Annotated in this window: 18 protein-coding genes; 11 read left to right on the plus strand and 7 right to left on the minus strand. The window is 55.5% G+C overall.

Going from position 1 to position 18547, the window contains the following annotated elements:
* Window positions 1–116: 116 nt before the first annotated feature.
* From ACR0DY_RS10985 to ACR0DY_RS11010, 6 genes are all read left to right on the plus strand, one after another.
* On the plus strand, window positions 117–2228 hold the full coding sequence (locus ACR0DY_RS10985) for an FkbM family methyltransferase (RefSeq protein ID WP_480898262.1): 2112 nt from the start codon (window positions 117–119) through the stop codon (window positions 2226–2228).
* A 34-nt stretch (window positions 2229–2262) separates the two neighbouring features.
* The gene (locus tag ACR0DY_RS10990) at window positions 2263–3261 is read left to right on the plus strand and encodes a hypothetical protein (RefSeq protein ID WP_480482564.1); all 999 of its coding nucleotides are present in this window, start codon (window positions 2263–2265) and stop codon (window positions 3259–3261) included.
* A gap of 539 nt (window positions 3262–3800) precedes the next feature.
* Window positions 3801–4598 carry an inositol monophosphatase family protein gene (locus ACR0DY_RS10995; protein ID WP_480898265.1) on the plus strand — a complete coding sequence of 266 codons (798 nt, stop codon included), beginning with the start codon at window positions 3801–3803 and terminating at the stop codon, window positions 4596–4598.
* Window positions 4599–4602: 4 nt separating this feature from the next.
* Complete coding sequence (locus ACR0DY_RS11000) at window positions 4603–6297, plus strand: Na/Pi cotransporter family protein (RefSeq protein ID WP_480898267.1); 1695 nt, start codon at window positions 4603–4605, stop codon at window positions 6295–6297.
* Between the two features lie 154 nt (window positions 6298–6451).
* Entirely contained in the window at window positions 6452–7552 is a 1101-nt protein-coding gene (locus tag ACR0DY_RS11005; protein WP_480482558.1) for an alpha/beta hydrolase, read from the plus strand.
* Window positions 7549–8769, plus strand: coding sequence for an MFS transporter (locus ACR0DY_RS11010; RefSeq protein WP_480486897.1), 1221 nt, complete (start codon window positions 7549–7551; stop codon window positions 8767–8769). Before ACR0DY_RS11005 ends, ACR0DY_RS11010 begins: the two co-directional genes overlap by 4 nt.
* Here ACR0DY_RS11010 and ACR0DY_RS11015 read toward each other — a convergent pair.
* From ACR0DY_RS11015 to ACR0DY_RS11025, 3 genes are read right to left on the minus strand one after another with little or no spacing between them, the layout of a single operon-like run.
* Window positions 8766–9353 carry a Smr/MutS family protein gene (locus ACR0DY_RS11015; protein ID WP_480482554.1) on the minus strand — a complete coding sequence of 196 codons (588 nt, stop codon included), beginning with the start codon at window positions 9351–9353 and terminating at the stop codon, window positions 8766–8768. The two genes, ACR0DY_RS11010 and ACR0DY_RS11015, sit on opposite strands and share 4 nt — an antisense overlap.
* The gene (mltA, locus tag ACR0DY_RS11020; protein WP_480538396.1) at window positions 9353–10393 is read right to left on the minus strand and encodes a murein transglycosylase A; all 1041 of its coding nucleotides are present in this window, start codon (window positions 10391–10393) and stop codon (window positions 9353–9355) included. Before mltA ends, ACR0DY_RS11015 begins: the two co-directional genes overlap by 1 nt.
* Complete coding sequence (locus ACR0DY_RS11025; protein WP_480559165.1) at window positions 10390–11052, minus strand: Tim44/TimA family putative adaptor protein; 663 nt, start codon at window positions 11050–11052, stop codon at window positions 10390–10392. The genes mltA and ACR0DY_RS11025 overlap by 4 nt, the downstream gene beginning before the upstream one ends.
* A gap of 108 nt (window positions 11053–11160) precedes the next feature.
* On the opposite strand from ACR0DY_RS11025, the gene ACR0DY_RS11030 reads away from it, so the two are divergent.
* Window positions 11161–11661, plus strand: coding sequence for an FxsA family protein (locus tag ACR0DY_RS11030; RefSeq protein WP_480518241.1), 501 nt, complete (start codon window positions 11161–11163; stop codon window positions 11659–11661).
* Between the two features lie 54 nt (window positions 11662–11715).
* Window positions 11716–12216 (plus strand): protein-export chaperone SecB, encoded by a 501-nt coding sequence (gene secB / locus ACR0DY_RS11035; protein ID WP_209506872.1) that lies wholly within the window; start codon window positions 11716–11718, stop codon window positions 12214–12216.
* 24 nt (window positions 12217–12240) lie between these two features.
* Here secB and dnaQ read toward each other — a convergent pair whose 3' ends face one another.
* From dnaQ to ACR0DY_RS11055, 4 genes are read right to left on the minus strand one after another with little or no spacing between them, the layout of a single operon-like run.
* Entirely contained in the window at window positions 12241–12963 is a 723-nt protein-coding gene (dnaQ, locus tag ACR0DY_RS11040) for a DNA polymerase III subunit epsilon (RefSeq protein WP_480554299.1), read from the minus strand.
* On the minus strand, window positions 12956–13549 hold the full coding sequence (coaE, locus tag ACR0DY_RS11045; protein WP_480624792.1) for a dephospho-CoA kinase: 594 nt from the start codon (window positions 13547–13549) through the stop codon (window positions 12956–12958). The genes dnaQ and coaE overlap by 8 nt, the downstream gene beginning before the upstream one ends.
* Complete coding sequence (locus tag ACR0DY_RS11050; RefSeq protein WP_480898271.1) at window positions 13546–14379, minus strand: shikimate dehydrogenase; 834 nt, start codon at window positions 14377–14379, stop codon at window positions 13546–13548. The genes coaE and ACR0DY_RS11050 overlap by 4 nt, the downstream gene beginning before the upstream one ends.
* Complete coding sequence (locus ACR0DY_RS11055; protein ID WP_480546080.1) at window positions 14376–14975, minus strand: Maf family protein; 600 nt, start codon at window positions 14973–14975, stop codon at window positions 14376–14378. The genes ACR0DY_RS11050 and ACR0DY_RS11055 overlap by 4 nt, the downstream gene beginning before the upstream one ends.
* Before the next feature lie 404 nt (window positions 14976–15379).
* On the opposite strand from ACR0DY_RS11055, the gene ACR0DY_RS11060 reads away from it, so the two are divergent.
* The 3 genes from ACR0DY_RS11060 (at window position 15380) to mnmE (ending at window position 18541) form a co-directional block, all read left to right on the plus strand.
* On the plus strand, window positions 15380–15829 hold the full coding sequence (locus tag ACR0DY_RS11060) for a CopD family protein (protein ID WP_480486911.1): 450 nt from the start codon (window positions 15380–15382) through the stop codon (window positions 15827–15829).
* A gap of 122 nt (window positions 15830–15951) precedes the next feature.
* Window positions 15952–17223, plus strand: a complete 1272-nt coding sequence (gene rho, locus ACR0DY_RS11065; protein ID WP_480482536.1) for a transcription termination factor Rho — start codon at window positions 15952–15954, stop codon at window positions 17221–17223.
* Window positions 17224–17254: 31 nt separating this feature from the next.
* Window positions 17255–18541, plus strand: coding sequence for a tRNA uridine-5-carboxymethylaminomethyl(34) synthesis GTPase MnmE (gene mnmE / locus ACR0DY_RS11070; RefSeq protein ID WP_480546079.1), 1287 nt, complete (start codon window positions 17255–17257; stop codon window positions 18539–18541).
* Window positions 18542–18547: the final 6 nt, after the last annotated feature.

Here is an 18547-nt window from a genome sequence, read left to right on the forward strand (position 1 = left end):
CAGAGTGATATCAGATTAAGGGTGTTTTGATCCTTCGCCGATCACACCTAAGCTTGCAGATCCTCTGACCTAATACGTAACGCGAAGGAACGCGTGATTTCCGAGCCAGAAACGGGATGACCTCTGTCCTGACTTGTACTAACAATCAGGTAAATATCCGAGAAAAGCGCGATCATCTCGGACAAAACCATGCAAATGTGAAAGTACGGAGTATGACTGACACCTTCTATCGCGATTTCGAGGCACGATTTCGTGGCGATCCTTCTCTTATTCGAGAGCGTTTGCGAGTATACCAACCCTTCCTGTCGCCACTTGCCGCTCAGAAAGGGGACGCACAGGCGCTTGATCTGGGATGCGGTCGAGGTGAATGGCTGGAAATTCTGGAAGAGGCTGGCCTGAGTGCACGTGGCGTCGATATCGACAAAGGGATGCTTGATATCGCTCACCAAAAAGGTCTGGCGGTTGAACAGATGGAGGCTCTGCCGGCGTTGAAAGCGCTGCCAGACAACGCGCTTGCCCTAGTGTCCGCATTTCATTTGATCGAGCATCTGCCTTTTGACGATATTCGCGAACTGGTAACAGAGGCGCACCGTGTTTTGCGCCCTGGTGGGCTTTTGATTTTGGAAACACCCAATCCGGAAAATCCACTTGTTAGCTTGGTCAATTTTCATCTTGACCCTACGCACTTGCGACCGCTGCCTCCGGGGTTAACCAGTTTTCTCACCGAGCATGTCGGGTTCGAGCGCAACGTGATTCTTCGTTTGCAGGGCAGTGAGCCAAGAGAGGAAACAGCTGCTCATTTGATCAGTCTTTTCACAGATGTTTCGCTTGATTATGCAGTGGTGGCACAGGTTGATGGACCAGAGATCGGTGCTCTGGATGAGGCGTTTTCGCTTCGAATTGGGATGGACCTGATCCAAGGTGTCTACCGGTTTGACAGAGCATTATCAGAGATTCACCGGGCGCTGGGCAACGTTCCACCTCTCGCCACGGAAGTGTCGAGCCTTCGCGATGATATCATGCAACTGCAAAGAACGCACACAATGACCCAAGTTCAACCCAAGCGCGGAGCGCTTGAAAAAAAGCTGTTCCGCACAACGAACGGGCGTCCAGTCCGGATATTGCGGAGGCTGCTCTTCCACGCGAACGGTAAGCCGCGCGGGATATTTCGTAGGTGGGTATTGAATCACGACGGATCTCCTCGGCGCCAATTCCAGCAATGGATGGCAAGCCCGGAATATCTGGCGCTACACTGGCCGTCGAGCCAACGCTTGAACGCAGCACCTAAATCCTCAGAAGACGATGGCAACGGGGCAACTTTCCTTTCAGGGGGGGCTGAAATCTCGACAACAAAATGGGCTTCACCCGAACCCTTCGTGCAAAACTCGGAACTCGTCATGTCGCGCGGTGCCGAAGGAGGGCACTGGATAACGCACCGAAATGATTCCGTGATTGGCGGGTCTCTTCGTCAGACTGGCCAGTTCCAGGAGCACGCCATTGATGATGTAATGCAGATTCTTGCCCAAAATGGGCATGAAATCGCGACGTCATGTTTCGTGGATATCGGAGCGAATATCGGCTCCCATTCGATCCATGCGGCACGGCGTGGTTTTGACCGCGTTATCGCTTTTGAACCAGACCCGCAAAACTTTCGACTTTTGCGCGCTAACACATTCCTGCATGAGGTAGATCACAAGGTGTCCTGCCACCAAATGGCAGTATCGGACAGAAACGGCACGATGCAGATGGAGCTCTCGCCTTCCAATTTCGGAGACCATCGCCTTCGCGTCTCAGGCGACATCGCGAATAATCTACATGATGAGGGCGATTGGATCCTTCAGGATGTGCCGGTTCGGACCTTTGACAGTTTAGTCGAGGATGGCCTGCTGCCTGAAGACGGGCCCGATTTGATTTGGATCGATACGCAAGGGCATGAAGGTCACGTGCTGGCCTGTGCAAAAAGAATGGCCACAATGCGTTGCCCGGTTGTGCTTGAGTTTTGGCCCTATGGTCTTGAGCGTTCCGGGGGTTACAAAATGTTACGCGACGCAATCGCATCACGCGACGATATCCGGGTCATTGATCTTGGCACATCTAACCCGAATAGCCTAAACCAGCTATCTCTTGATGCGCTTGATCAGATGTACGAGGCATTGCGGCAAGGCGAGTCCAAGGCCGGTTCTCCGCATACTGATCTTTTGCTGATGCCAAATCTTACAGGCTCTTGATACCATTGTTACAATTCAACTACGGAAACCTATCGTGAAACTGCGTCGGGTCTTATCGCGCTTCTTGCATTCTTCCGAAACGCTGCCTTTGTCTGCGCCGGCCCCGCAGATGACTGCAGCTCATCTCGCTGAAATTGCGGAGCGCCAGGAACGGTTACTGCTGGCCACTGGGCAGGTTGCTGCCCGGCAGGTTCAGGCGATGGAAAGGCTTGAATGTATCGCCGACGCAGAATTCCGCATCCATTCTCAATTCGGGGAAGATGGCATTATCGAATGGTTGGTCTCGCAACTGCCAAGCATACCACGCGTCTTTGTTGAGTTTGGAGTTGAAAACTATACCGAAGCGAATACGCGCTTTTTGGTGCGCCACAGGGGGTGGCGCGGTCTGATCATGGATGGGTCAGCCGCGAATATTGCGTATGTTCGGGCAGATCCAATCCACGTCTTCAATGACATAACGCCCGTTGAAGCCTTTATTACTGCGGAAAATATCGACACTCTGCTGATCGAACACGATCTGTCGGGCGAAATTGGCATTCTTAGTGTCGATATTGACGGCAACGATTATTGGGTGCTGGATGCGATTAGCTCCGTATCTCCGGCGATACTGATTGTTGAATACAACGCGATCTTTGGTGATTTGCATAACCTGACTGTCCCTTACGATCCGGGCTTCGAGCGTTTCTCGGCACATTATTCAGGCCAGTATTATGGTGCATCTCTGGGTGCGTTCAAAATGCTGGCCGCTGCGAAAGGGTATCAATTTGTCGGAACAAACTCGGCCGGCGTGAACGCATTTTTCGTACGTGATGACCTCGCCTCACATATCACATCAAAACTTGATACATTTCGCGCATGGCCATCCCGGCACCGGGACTCGCGGGATGAAAATATGGCAATGTCCTTTTTTCGCGGGCTCGATCGTGCAGAACTTATTTTGGATAAGCCTGTTATCGATCTGTCGTCGGGCAAGACGCTGACCCTCCGAGACCTGGGCCCGCTTTACAGTGATCACTGGATAAGCGAAATGTAGAGACCTTAGCCAACCCTGGAACTGCTGACCTTAATTCAGATAGCTGGATCGCGTTACCTAGAAGTGTATTCCATGACAATTCATTAGGTAGATTTCAGTGTATTTAACTGTCTGCAGTCGGTCTTCGGAATCATGGCTTTCGGCGGTCGCGGTTTTGCTCAGCGCCGAAATGCTGCTAAAGGCGGCACGATCCCGGAAACTTGTTTACTGGATAAGTTAAATCTTTGTCTTCAAGTGTGTAGGGGCCGGAACGTCCACAGGAGCTCACTCTTGTTTTCGTCACAACCCTCTGGCCTTTGGGTGCGCCTGTTTGCGTGTAGCCAGCCTTTGCCTGCATGTTCTGAGAATCGAATCATGTTTCAAAATCCACATACTTTTGTGAAAGCGTGGATATTTGGGTTTTTTTGTTTGAGTATTTGTTGATTTGTAGGATTATTGTGGGATGTGTTGAGATGAGATCGAGGCGAGACCGCCAAATGGTCGTTCCTGATTTGTAACCGCTCCGGGATCGCAATCATCGTTAAACAGGATAGAAACAAATGCTGAATCCAAAGACGTCACAGACCGATGAAAGCACCGACCTGCTGTCTCATGCGGTAAAGATAGCTGACCTGGCCAGCGAAGCAGCGCGGGGGTATTTTCGTGGCGCGCTGGGGGTTGAGTTCAAATCGGATGAAAGCCCGGTGACACAGGCCGACAGGGGTGTTGAAGCGCAGGTTCGCGCCTATCTTGGACAGCATTTTCCCGATCACGGCATCTTTGGCGAAGAACATGGGTTCGAGGGTCAGGATTGTCGCGAGGTTTGGATCATCGACCCGATCGATGGAACCCGGTCATTTCTGTCCGGGCATCCGCTTTTTGGATTTCTGTTGGGGCATCTGGTTGACGGTAAACCGGATATCGGCGTGATCGGCATGCCAGCGATAAATGAAATTTTCACCGGCGTTGTTGGCCGGGGCGCCACGTTGAATGGCCGTGAGATCACAACTTCGGCCCAGACGCGGCTGGATCAGTCCATTCTTTTCGTAAACGAAGGGGACAAGATCTATCGCGATCATCCGACGTTATTCGACAGGCTGATGCATTCTGGACAGACCAGACGGTTCGCCTATGATTGCTACCCCCATGCCCTGCTGGCGGCGGGCCATGTGGATGCTGTGATCGACTATGATCTACAGCCCTATGATTACCTGCCAGTGCTGGCCGTGGTTGAAGCGGCGGGTGGCGTGATGACAGATTGGCAGGGTCGGCCGCTTGACCTGAATTCTGACGGCCGGGTGATTTCAGCGGCAACACCCGAACTGCACGGGGAAATGCTGGACTTGGTGAACGGATAGGATCATGGCGATAGTAAGCTTTCTCATCAGCCTGGCCGGAGCCACGATGCTGCTGCTTTATGCAGTGCGGATGGTCCGCACAGGGATCGAGCGCAGCTATGGGGCTTCGTTCCAGCGTCTCATGACGGGCCAAAGCCATTACGCGCAGGCGTCAATGGTCGGCATTGTAATGGCGGTGGTTCTGCAAAGCTCGGCAGCGGTTGCCCTTTTGACATCGGGTTTTGCTGCTGGGGGGTTCCTGACCTTTCCCACCGGCCTTGCAATCGTGCTGGGCGCTGATCTCGGTTCGGCGCTGATCATTCAGGTTTTGTCGTTCCAGCTGGGTTGGCTGATACCATTGCTTCTCGCGGTTGGTGGGTATCTGTTTGTCAAGACCGAGGCCAAGAAGCCCCGGCAATTGGGGCGCATCCTGATGGGGATTGCGTTCATCCTGATCTCATTGCGCTTTTTGCGCGAAGCCATGGACCCGATCCGGGACAGTGCTTTTTTGCCTGCCGTCGCCGAGTATCTGGCGCGCGACTATATTACAGCGTTTCTGGTCGGCGGCGCGCTGGCCTTTGTTATGCATTCCTCGGTCGCGGCGATCCTGATGTGTGTGACGCTGGTCCAGATCGGCGCAATCCCATTTGCTGCCGGGCTGTCGCTGGTATTGGGGGCCAATTTCGGTTCAGCTTTCATACCTGTTTGGCTGAGCAGGGGGATGGAAATGCCTGCCAGGCGCATACCCTTTGCCAACCTTGCCTTGCGCGGCAGCTGGGCGATTGTCACCCTTTTCGCAGCGACTGCGGCACTGCGTGCCGGTGTTCTGGGGGATTTGCAGGGCGGTCAGATGCTGGTCAATGCGCATCTGGCGTTCAATGCTTCGTTGCTGTTGCTGGCACTGCCGTTCTGCGGGCGATTGCGCGCGCCGTTCGAGCAGTTTTTTCCGGACCCGAAATCTGCGAATGCGCTGGCCCAGGCAGGTCGCCCGGCCAGCGCGCTGGATGTGCGCACCGCCGGCAGCCCGTCTCAGGCGCTGTCCAGCCTCAAGCGTGAACTGCTGCGGATGAGCGATCTGGTCGAGTCGATGTTCCGCCCGTCACTGGAATTGTACCGCAGCGGCGACAAGGACCAGATACGCGCCGTAAGGGACATGGACGAAGATGTGAACAACTGCCTGTCGGGTATTCGAAAATTCGTGGCTGCCATTCCCGAGGAGACATTCGGAAAGCAGAACGCAAAAGTGGCGCGCGACCTGATGGAATACGCAATCCGCCTGGAAACTGCGGGCGACGTTGTTGCCAAGCGGTTGACTGTTCTGGCGGGCGACATGCGGAAAAAGGGCGCTTCATTTTCAAAAGAGGGCTGGTCGGAACTGGTTGAGATGCACGAAGGCATCCTGGCCAACCTCAAACTGGCCTCAAACGTTCTGATCTCGGACGATCTGGAAAGCGCCCGTCTGCTGAGCCTTGAGAAAACCGAAATCAAACGGGCCGAGCGCGACAGCCGCAAACGCCACCTCAAACGCCTGCAGCACGGCAGTACGGAAAGCTTTGAGACCAGCGATATACACCTGGAAACCCTGCGCGCGTTCCGTGAATTCAACAGCCACATCGCTGCGGTGGCCTATCCGATCCTGTATCGGAACGGGCAATTGCTGGAAACCCGCCTGATCGAAGAAATGCCGCACAAGGAACAGGACGAGGATACGGAGGTCTAGGTCCAACAGCACCGGCAGAGATCGGTTCCGTACGAATACGGTCTGTTACAGATTGTAACCGCTCGGGCCAGTTTCTGCCGCTTTTTCGCGTCGCCGTGCTGGACGCGGGATTAGAATAAGATAGCGTGTCGGCAATTGGTTCCGGGGGCTGTCCGTGCTGCGTTTTTTAATCTTCATTCTGTGTCCGGTCGTGCTGGCGGCATGTGTTGACCGGACTGTATCCGAAACGCTTCCATCTGCATTGGAAATCGGAACTCCCGAAACGGTTTTTGCGGCCACGACGCGTGCGCGCGAGCCCGATGGCACGTATGGATTCCGCCGCGCAGAACGCCTGCAATTTCTGGAAACCACCGTGTCGATACCACCGGGGCGTTCACCGGGAAGCCTTAAATTTTCATACGCAAACCCTGACCCGAGAAAACAGTTCGTGCTGGCAGAGGTAGATCAGCTAAGCGGGCCGCAACAGCTGAAAGACAGGCTGAGTGGGGCCGAGGAAGTTACGATTTTTGTGCACGGCTATAACTCCACTCAGACAGAGACATTGTTCCGGGCCGCTCAGCTGTCGCATGATATCGGCATTCCCGGTCAAATCCTTGTCTATTCATGGCCCAGCCGCGCGACAGGCTATGGTTATGCCTATGATCTGGACAGTATGTTGTTTGCCCGTGATGGGCTGGAAGAAACCATTCGTCTACTCAAGTCCATGGGGGTCAAGCGAGTAGCCCTTGTGGCGCATTCAATGGGCGGCGCGCTGGCAATGGAGATGATACGGCAAACCGAACTGAAACAGCCGGGCTGGGCAAAGCGAAATCTGGAAGGCCTTATTCTGATATCGCCCGATCTGGATGTGGATGTTTTTCGGTCGCAGATGAACAGTATCAAAAATCCTCCTGATCCTTTTGTCCTGATGGTGTCCAAGAAAGACAAGGTCCTGAACGTCTCCGGCCGGTTGAGGGGAACCGCCGATGGTGAAAGGCTTGGCAATATCGGATCGGCCGAGAAGCTGTCCGATTATCCGATTGAAATCCTGGATACGACTGCCTTCAACAGCGATGCGGAATCCTCCCACTTTGTGGCTGCTACTTCTCCGGCCTTATTGACTATCCTCCGCTCTGTGCGCCGGGTCAGCGAAACATTTGGGCGCGATGACCGGCGCGGGATCGACATTCTCGTGCCGCCAAGCCAGCGCAATCCTGCTGGCGCCACAGAAATCGTGCTGACTGAAACCGGCCAGGCCCAGGTAAGTAATCCGTGACGCGGGTTTCCCTGCACCGGTTTCTTGCGGACAACGCGACCTGGCTTGGGGCCGGCGTTCTGCTGACATTTCTGTCCAGTTTCGGGCAGACCTTTTTCATCTCGGTCTTTGCTGGTGAAATCCGCTCGGAATTTGGCCTCAGCCACGGCGCATGGGGTGGGCTGTACACGTTAGGCACGACCCTGTCCGCCGTCGTGATGATCTGGGCCGGAGGGTTGACGGATATCTTCCGCGTACGGGTTTTGGGCCCGGTTGTGCTGGCGGGACTGGCGTTGGCCGCGATTGCAATGGCGCTGAACACTTGGCTGCTGCTGTTGCCGTTGGTGATTTTTTTGTTGCGGTTATTTGGGCAGGGGATGAGCACGCATCTTGCCGTGGTCGCAATGGCCCGCTGGTTCACGGTTACGCGGGGCAAAGCGCTTTCCATAGCGTCCACCGGCTATGCGCTTGGCGAGGCGTTGCTGCCGCTGATCTTTGTTGGCGCCATGGTTTATCTGGATTGGCGTTGGCTGTGGATTGCCGCGGCGGGCATCACGGCGTTGGGTATTCCGATCCTGATGCGGCTGCTGCGAGAAGAGAGAACTCCACAAAGCCTCGCCAACGCGTTTTCAGCATCGGGAATGCAGGGAAAACACTGGACCCGCCGGGACGCTCTGTTCCATCCCCTGTTCTGGTTCATGGTGCCATCAGTGCTTGGGCCATCCGCATTTATCACCGCGTTTTTCTTTCATCAGGTTTATCTGGCTGATGTGAAGGGGTGGCAGCATATCCAGCTGGTGGCGCTATTTCCGATCTTTACCGGAATATCCCTGCTGTCCATGTTTGCATCTGGCTGGGCGCTGGATAAATGGGGAACCGCCCGGATCATGCCCTACTACCAGCTTCCGATCGCACTTGGGTTCGTCATTCTGGGCATGACAAACTCGATCAGCGGCGCAACCCTAGGGCTGGTCTTCCTGGCTTTGACCGTTGGGGCAAACAGCACATTGCCCAGCGCATTCTGGGCCGAATTCTACGGAACCCGACATATCGGTGCGATCAAGGCGATGGCCGCGGCTGTCATGGTTCTTGGATCAGCCATAGGTCCCGGCCTGACTGGCGTCCTGATTGACCTTGGCATTTCGCTGAATACGCAGTTCATCTGGATTGGCGTATTCTTCGTGCTGGTATGCGTTCTGGTCCAAACCGGCATTTCCCGCTCCCGGCGGGATCTTTAGCGCACTCGCCTGAGATAGACGTAATAGGCGCCGTCGCCGCCATGGCTGATATGCGCGGGTGTGATCTGCATCACCGCCTGCGCCAACGGCGGTATGGACAGCCAGTGCGGCACCTGATTGCGCAGAACGCCGCGCGGGGTGGGGATCGGGCCGGGTTCGTCGCGGTCCTTGCCTTTGCCGGTTACCACCAGAACCAGTCGCTTACCTTGTGCCTGTGCGCTCAGGATAAAGCGGATCAACGCAGGATGGGCCGTATCAACCCGCATACCGTGAAGATCCAGCTTGCCTTCGGGCTTTAGCTTACCGCGTTTCATCCGGCCAAAAGCTTTGATATCCATCTGAACAGGCGCGGCACGCAGCGCATCCGTCACCGATGGCTTCAGATCGTTTGGATTAGGTTTCGGCTGAAGGTTCTGACCAAGCTCAAACACCTCAAACCGGGGTTTTGGTGTTTTTCTGGGTCTGGGCTTCGGCAGGGTGGTCGGATGGACACTCTGCGGACTGTCCGGATGCAGTCGCTCGGCCTGTTTGGTGACCTTGCGCCATAGCTCGATCTCGTCGGTTGTCAGTTTGCGCCGTGTCATCAGAATTCATCCGGCAACAGGGCATAGGCGCGCTGAATAGGCAGCAACAGAACCATCCGACCCGGATCTTTCAGCCTGCCCGCAGCCTGCCCGGCCTCTTCACCGGTTCCGAAAAAGATGTCGGCGCGCTGCGCGCCTTTGATGGCCGCGCCCGTGTCCTGCGCGATCATAAGCCGTCGCAACGGGTTTTCACCGTCCTTTTCCACCCAAACAGGTGCGCCCAACGGCGTATAGGCGGGGTCTGCCGCAATCGAGCGCATTGTCGTGATCGACCGGTTCATCGCCCCCAAAGGTCCAAATTCGGGGGCAACGCGTGAGACTTCGCGAAAGAAAACGTATGACGGGTTGTGAAGCAGCAACTCGGCACCGGCCTCGGGGTTTTTGCGCACCCAGGCACGGATCATCTGGGCGCTGACCTCATGCGCACCCAGAACCCCGCGTCGCACCAGCTCAACACCAATCGACCGATAGGGGTGACCATTCGCACCACCATATCCAACCCGCAGCGCACCACCATCCGACAATCGAATGCGCCCCGAGCCCTGAATTTGCAGAAAGAACAGCTCGACAGGGTCGTCAACCCAGGCGATCTCTAGCCCGCGGCCCTGCATCACATCACCGGTCAGGATGTCACGACGGCTCAGCCATGGTCCTTCGGCACGGGCTTCGGGCGGCATCTTGTAGATCGGGTATTTGAAACGGTCTGTCCGGGTGCGCGCGCCGTCAAGCTCGGGTTCAAAATAGCCGGTAAACAGGCCCTCTTTGTCATCCTCGACCAGAACAGGGCGGAAGAATAACTCGAAAAAGGCGCGGGCGGCATCCGGTTCATATGTTCTGGCCACACCACACAAGGCGCGCCAATCCGGGTCATCCAGATCACCGCACGTGTTCAGAAATACGGAAAGGGCCGCGCCGTGGTCGTCCTCGGCCCAGCCCTGCAGATCGTCAAACGACAGTATGGATCGCGTTGCCTCGGCTTCGGCAGCGCTGGCGATGGTCATTGCACCCACCAGTAAAAGCGACCGAAGCGTTGCAATCATGCGTCCGTGGCGACAAGCAGCCAGTTTGGATCGTCCTTGCCCATGACGCGGGCAAAGGTCCAGCTGTCCTTCTGGCGCTTCACAGTATTCGGGTTGCCTTCGACGATATCGCCTCCGCGATCCCTAACGACCGAGGTCAGCTCCCCCACGAACTTCATCGTGATTTCGGCCTGGTTCGTATCCTTGTCGAATTTCACATCCGTCAGGGTGGTTTCCCGCACACCGATGAATTCGGCCTCAATGGTCAGGCCCTGATCTTCGCGCGCTGCCACGACCGAAACGAAAGTCTCGAACACCTCTTCCGACAGGAAAGGCTGGATTTCATCCAGATTGCCCCTTTCAAACCCCATCACGATCATCTCATACGCACCGCGCGCGCCCTGAACGAACTCGCCGACCGAGAAGCCGGGCTCGACACGTTTCATTGCAGCCAGGGTTTGCGCCTGTTCGCTGTCTTCGGCGACATGGTCGGTAATGTCATGATCCGGGCCGCCATCGATCACCTCGAAACCGCGGCGCGATTTATGGGCTTCGGGCTGTTGCTGCACAGGCGGTTTTTCAAAGCCTTCACGCGTGCCCAATACGCTTTTGAGGCGCAGGATCAGGAAAATGGCAATTCCGGCCAGGACCAGGAGCTGGATCATAGGGTTGTCGCTCATTTCATTCTCTTTTCAACGCCGCGACTTTGTATACACGGCCTCATGCCACTATGTAGGTGACAGTGAGTGGCAAGTCCACAGTCCGGCCTAAGGGAAAGGATAACGCAAATGTATCTGTTCTTGGCATTTTTGTTGGTGCCCATAATCGAAATCGCGCTGTTTATTCAGGTTGGTGGTTTGATTGGGTTGTGGCCGACACTTGCCATCGTAGTGCTGACCGCGGTTCTGGGCACGGTTTTGGTGCGGACACAAGGTCGCATGGCGCTTGGACGGCTGCAACGGTCCTTTGCCGAATTGGACGATCCGACCGAACCCCTGGCCCATGGGGCAATGATCCTGTTGTCGGGCGCTTTGTTGCTGACACCGGGCTTTTTCACTGATGCCGTTGGTTTTGCGTTGTTAGTTCCCGGTATCCGCGTCGCCGTTTTCCGGTACCTGAAATCCAAGGTTACAGTAACCCAGTTCCAGATGGGGCCGGGCCCCGGATATCAAACCCGGGGGAACCCTTTCGATCAGGGCGATATCATCGATGGGGAATTCACCGAAGTTCGGCCAAAAAAAGACCCCTCGAAGCCTTCGAAATGGGTGGAAGGCCCCCACCAGCATTGAGGTGCCGCGCCCAACTTGCTAAGCAGTGGCGAATTTCATTTTTGGAGTAGATCCATGGCCGAAGAAAACGCTGCAGAAAACACTGCGGCCCAAGCCGCCCCGCAGGTTCAGATGCGTGTTCTGGGGCAGTTCATCCGTGATATGTCCTTTGAAAACGTGATGGCGCAAAAGGGCGTTTCCGGAGACGTACAACCGGAAATCGCCGTTCAGGTGAATCTGGATGCCAAAAAACGCGCGGCGGACCATCAGTTCGAAGTTTCGATCAAGCTGAACCTGACATCCAAAGCCAAAGGCATGGATGACATCTTGTTCCTGTGTGAACTGGACTATTGCGGAATGTTCCACGTGGAAGGTGTGCCGGAAGATCAGCTGCACCCGTTCCTGATGATCGAGTGCCCGCGCATGTTGTTCCCGTTCCTGCGCCGCATCGTCAGCGATATCACCCGCGATGGCGGCTTCCCGCCGGTCAACCTGGACAATATCGATTTCGTTGCGCTCTATCGCAATGAGTTGATGCGCCGTCAGGCCGAACAGGCCCAAAAAGCAGACGCGTAAGGTTTTGACCCGCGCCTGTCCGGATCAGGCGCGGGTCCACAAGGCGTTCTCGCCCAGTTTTTCCACGAAAGCTTCATGTGCTGCGCGTTCATCCTCGGTGATCCGGGATGGCAATGGTGTGCTGCGCGGTGTAGCTCGCCAATCATCGCTGCCACCGTCCGCAGAAGATGTGGATGTCGACAGACCAAAATCCGGCTGCCGCCCACCGATCAATTCCAGGTAAACCTCGGCCAGAATTTCCGAGTCGAGCAACGCGCCGTGCAACACACGGTTCGAGTTGTCGATATTGAAGCGACGGCACAGCGCATCCAGTGACGCTGGCGAACCGGGGAACCGTTTACGGGCAATTGCCAGTGTATCCAACGCCTGCTCCATGGGGATAAGCGGGGCACCCATCCATTTCAGCTCGGCATTCAGGAACTTCATGTCGAATGAGGCGTTGTGGATCACCAACCGCGCATCGCCAACAAATTCGCGAAATCCGTGGCCAACCTTTGCAAAGACCGGCTTGTCTTTCAGAGTCACTTCGCCCTTTTCAGGCGGGCGCGGGGTTTCCAGCAGATCGGGACCTATACCATGCACGCCAAACGCCTCTTCCGGCATCGAGCGTTCGGGGTTGATATAGACGTGGTAGGTTTCACCGGTGGCAACGTGGTTCCACAGCTCAACGGCGCCGATTTCCACGATCCGATCTCCGCTTTCGGGATCAAACCCGGTGGTTTCGGTATCCAGTACAATCTCACGCATGTGCCATCCCCGCCCGTATCTGCTTGACCACATCCTGCACCTGCGCGCGGGCGTGGTCCAGAGTATCGGTCACGATCACAAAATCCGACCGCGCGCATTTTTCATCATTCGGGATCTGCTTGGCGCGGATTTGCTCGAACTGCGCCTCGGTCATTGTTCCGCGTTCCATCACGCGCCGTTTTTGGTCTTCGGCCGGGATAGAAACACAGGCCACGGCATCCATTGCTGCATCCCCGCCCGTTTCAAACAAAAGTGGAATATCGAACACCAAAATGTCGCTTGTTGCGCTTTCGCGAAATTCTGCGCGGTCAGCAGCGACAAGTGGATGCACAATCGCCTCAATCGTTTTCAACGTGGCCGGGTCATCCGCGATGATCCGTTTCAACGCGTCACGGCTAACCACCCCATCACGTATCGCATCGGGAAAGGCTGCCCGCATTGGTTCAACCGCTGCTCCACCAATGGCATACAGCCGATGCACCGCCGCATCCGCATCCCACAATGCGCACCCTTCTTCAACGAACATCTGCGCTGTGGTGCTTTTCCCCATACCGATTGAGCCTGTCAGGCCAAGCGCAAAACTCATGCCAAAGCCGCCGCGCGCGTATCTGCGTCTACCTCAGGGCGGACACCAAACCAGCGTTCAAATCCGGGAACGGCCTGATGCAGCAACATCCCAAGACCATCGACTGTGGTGCATCCGGCCTCCTCGGCAGTTTGCAGCAGGCGGGTTTTCAACGGGGTATAGACCAGGTCCGTTACCACGGCACCGGGCTGCAACCCGTCCAACGGCACGCGCAGCTCTGGCTGGCCCTGCATCCCCAGTGAAGTCGTATTGACCACCAGTTCGGCGTTTTCAATGACATTTCCCGCCTGAACCCAATCGACCACGCGAATGCGTTGGCCGAACTCTTCCTTCAGATGATCCGCGCGGGCGCGCGTCCGGTTGGTCAGCAGGATTTCCGGCACCCCGGCATCAGACAAAGCCTGCAAAACGGCACGGGCAGCGCCCCCGGCACCAAACACAACCGCCGGGCCATCTTTCGCATTCCAGTCAGGTGCGCCATTGCGCAGGTTTTCCATAAACCCGTACCCGTCGGTGTTATCTGCGTGGATCGAACCATCAGTTCGGAACACCAGCGTATTTGCGGCACCAATCACTGTTGCACGGTCGGAAACGTGATCTGCGATCTTCAACGCAGCTTCTTTGTGCGGAACGGTCACGTTGGCCCCGACAAAGCCCGCTTTGGGCAGGGTTCGCAGCACAGTCTCCAGATCAGCAGAGGCGACGTCCATCGGGATATAATGCCCGGCAAGCCCATAGGTCTTTAACCAATGCCCGTGCAGCTTGGGTGAGCGCGAATGCCCGATGGGATGCCCAATCACTCCGGCCAAAGGAACCCGATTGTCCGTCATTGCTCGATCATCCCTTTGACAGCCAGAAAATTGAGAAGCTCTAACAGGGGCATACCCAAAACGTTAAAATAGTCGCCGTCAATGGTGGCGAACAGGCGAACGCCTTCTTCTTCCAGCTTGTAGGCTCCGACGGCATGGCGAATGCTGTCCCAGTTCCGCGCAACATAGTCTTTCAGATAGGCATCAGAACTGGCCCGCATCCGCAAACGCACTTGCCCTACATGCCTCCAGATCGGCTCACCGTCCTGATAGATCACAGCTGCGGACAAAAGCATGTGCCGCTTGCCGCGCATGGCTTTCAGTTGGTCCAGCGCCTGTTCCGGGGTTTCGGGCTTTGACAGCAGCAGCCCTTCGAAATCCAGCACCTGATCACACCCGATCACCATAGCACCGGGGTTCTTGTCACTGACCTTACGCGCTTTGATCTCAGCCAGCGTATCAGCAATATCGCGTGGCGAAGCATTTTCTGCCAGCAACGCCCTTTTGACCGCCTCTTCATCCACGCGCGCCGTTTGAACCGCAAACAGCACACCTGCGTTCCTTAGCAACTGCGCGCGAATAACAGATCCCGAGGCCAATAGAATGGGGACAGACATGTGGAAAACCCCGTGTGCAAATTGATGAGAGTTCTGGAGTGTTTTGTATGGTTTTCCGGTTGACACGCAACCCCGGGAATTTTGTGGCAAAGATCCCCGAGTCGCTCAAATCTCATCCTGTCGGGACAAGGATAACTCCAACTCTTGGGATAACAGATCTATCCAGCGATACCCATCGGGTTATCCACAGATCAGATACGATGATTCAATATTAACTTATTGATTTAGATAACAATTTATTTATATCAACAGAATCACTGGCGATCTCAGATATTCTGTCCCCTTGGGGAAAACGCTAGGGTAAGAAAGTAATCCACGGATTTTTGGCACCCTACAAAACCATCATCCTTTTTCTTTTCTTTTTTTTTTATTAGGGAGAGTTCCGAACAACGTTCGGAGCCGGCATGACAGACCTTCTTTTCACGATTTACCCGTGGGTGAAGTCATTACATATCATGGCCGTGATCTCATGGATGGCCGGCTTGTTCTACTTACCCAGACTGTTTGTTTATCACGTCGAAAAAGCGCAGACCGTAGAGGGCGCGCAAGACATCTTCTTTGAAATGGAAGACAAGCTGCTGCGGGTGATCATGCGCCCCGCGATGGTTGTAACCTGGGTATGCGGGCTGATCATGGTGTTCACACCGGGGATCGTCGGATGGGATTTTGCATGGCCCTGGGTCAAAGGTGCGGGCGTGATCGCGATGACCTGGTTCCACCATTGGCTTATGGCCCGAAGGAAGGATTTCCTGGCAGGCCAGAATAAGCTCACTGGGCGGCAGTATCGCATGATGAACGAGGTTCCTACCATTCTGATGGTTGCCATCGTTCTGGCGGTCATTCTGAAGTTCTGAACGCCTGTTTGACTCCGAACGGCGCTGCGCTTATGTAGATCACAACACGCCCGTCCGGGCGGCGTATTTTCCGTACTGAAATTCCACTTCAAGCCGCGTTCTTAGCGGTGAAGGTATATATCATGTCCAATGAATCCCTGAATCTGGCCGACCTGAAAGCCAAAAGCCCCAAAGACCTTCTGGCCATGGCCGAAGAACTGGAGATCGAAAACGCCTCGACCATGCGCAAGGGCGAAATGATGTTCCAGATTCTGCGCGAACGTGCCGATGATGGCTGGACCGTCGGCGGTGATGGCGTACTGGAAGTGCTACAGGACGGGTTCGGCTTTCTGCGCTCACCCGAGGCGAACTATCTGCCGGGTCCTGACGATATCTATGTCTCGCCCGATATGATCCGTCTGCACTCGCTGCGGACCGGGGACACGGTCGAGGGCGAGATCAAGGCGCCGGATGAGAATGAGCGTTATTTCGCGCTAACCAAAGTCACCATGATCAACTTTGAAGATCCCGAAAAGGCCAAGCACAAGATCCTGTTCGACAACCTGACGCCTCTGTACCCGGATGAGCGTCTGAAGATGGAAATCGAAGATCCCACCATAAAAGATAAGTCGGCGCGCGTGATCGATCTGGTTGCGCCGATCGGTAAAGGTCAGCGTTCGCTGATCGTGGCACCGCCGCGGACCGGTAAAACCGTGATCCTGCAGAACATCGCGCATTCGATCGAACAGAACCATCCGGAGTGTTATCTGATCGTCCTGCTGATCGACGAACGCCCGGAAGAAGTGACCGACATGCAGCGCTCGGTTAAGGGTGAGGTTGTGTCGTCAACCTTCGATGAGCCCGCAACGCGTCACGTGGCCGTGTCGGAGATGGTCATTGAAAAGGCCAAGCGCCTGGTCGAACATAAACGAGATGTTGTTATTCTACTCGACTCAATCACAAGACTTGGTAGGGCTTTTAACACCGTTGTACCATCCTCGGGCAAGGTTCTGACCGGTGGTGTGGATGCGAATGCGTTGCAGCGGCCCAAGCGTTTCTTCGGTGCGGCCCGGAATATTGAAGAGGGTGGATCGCTGACCATTATCGCCACCGCGCTGATCGATACCGGCAGCCGGATGGACGAGGTGATCTTTGAAGAATTCAAAGGTACTGGTAACTCGGAAATCGTTCTGGACCGGAAGATTGCAGACAAACGCGTGTTCCCGGCGATCGACATCCTCAAATCCGGTACTCGGAAAGAGGACCTGCTGGTCGAAAAGGGCGATCTGGCCAAAACCTTTGTTCTGCGCCGTATCCTCAATCCGATGGGCACCACCGACGCAATCGAGTTCTTGTTGTCGAAGTTGAAACAGACGAAGACAAACGGTGAGTTCTTCGATTCGATGAACACCTGACACAGGTCTTAGACCCCAGCGAGGCCTTCGAATGGATACGATATTCGCCTTGGCCAGCGCGCAAGGCAAAGCAGGGGTGGCGGTCATTCGCCTCTCTGGCCCCGAAGCGCACTCCGCAGCCGCATATCTGTGCGGCGCGGAACTGCCCAAGCGGGGAATGGTCTTGCGCACCCTGCGGGACCAGGATGGATCACATCTGGATGATGGTTTGGTTCTGACCTTTCAGGCACCGGCAAGTTTCACCGGTGAAGACGTGGCAGAACTTCAGATCCATGGCAGCACGGCCTCGGTCAATGCGGTTCTGCGCTGTTTGTCGAACACCGTTGGTCTACGACTGGCGGACCCGGGTGAGTTCACACGCCGGGCCCTTGAAAATGGCAAGATGGATCTGACACAGGTCGAAGGCCTGGCAGACCTGATTGACGCGGAAACCGAGGCACAGCGTAAGCAGGCCCAAACCATTCTGGCCGGTGAGCTTGGCACGCTGGCCGAGCGCTGGCGGCGCGATTTGATCCGCGCGGCATCGTTGCTGGAAGCGGTCATAGATTTCGCTGATGAAGACGTCCCCACTGACGTCACGCCGGAAGTCCGTAGTTTGACAAGCGGAGTTCTGGCAGATCTTCGTCGAGAAGCTGATGGGGTGAAAATCGCCGAGCGTATTCGTACCGGATTTGAAGTGGCTATAGTCGGTCTTCCCAATGCAGGAAAATCAACACTGCTGAACGCGCTTGCGGGGCGCGAGGCTGCGATTACTTCGGAATACGCAGGCACGACCCGGGACGTGATTGAGGTTCGAATGGATCTGGCTGGTTTGCCTGTGACATTGCTGGATACGGCCGGGTTGCGGGATACCGAAGATCATGTCGAAAATCTTGGGATCGAGCTGGCTCGAAAACGGGCAGATGCGGCGGACCTGCGTGTTTTCCTGGCTGAAGCACCGGAAGATCTGGGTGTGGCCATGCAGGATGGTGATATCCACGTTCTACCCAAAGCGGACTTACGAGAGGGCGCTGCTGAAGGTGTTTCAGGAAAGACAGGACAGGGGATTGACGCGCTTGTAGGCCAGATTTCGTGGGTTTTGAGTGATAGAACCACAACACATGGTATTGCCACGCGTGAGCGCCACCGCGTTGCGATGAACAAGGCATCGGATTCACTTGCTGCTGCGATCACGGTTCTGGAATCAGGCCCGGACCTGTATGATATCGCTGCGGAGGAGTTAAGAACCGCCATACGGGCACTTGAATCTCTGGTTGGCAGAATAGATGTCGAAACACTGTTGGATGAAATCTTCTCCAGCTTTTGTTTGGGAAAATAAGGATTG

The organism is Ruegeria sp. O6 (assembly GCF_056535045.1).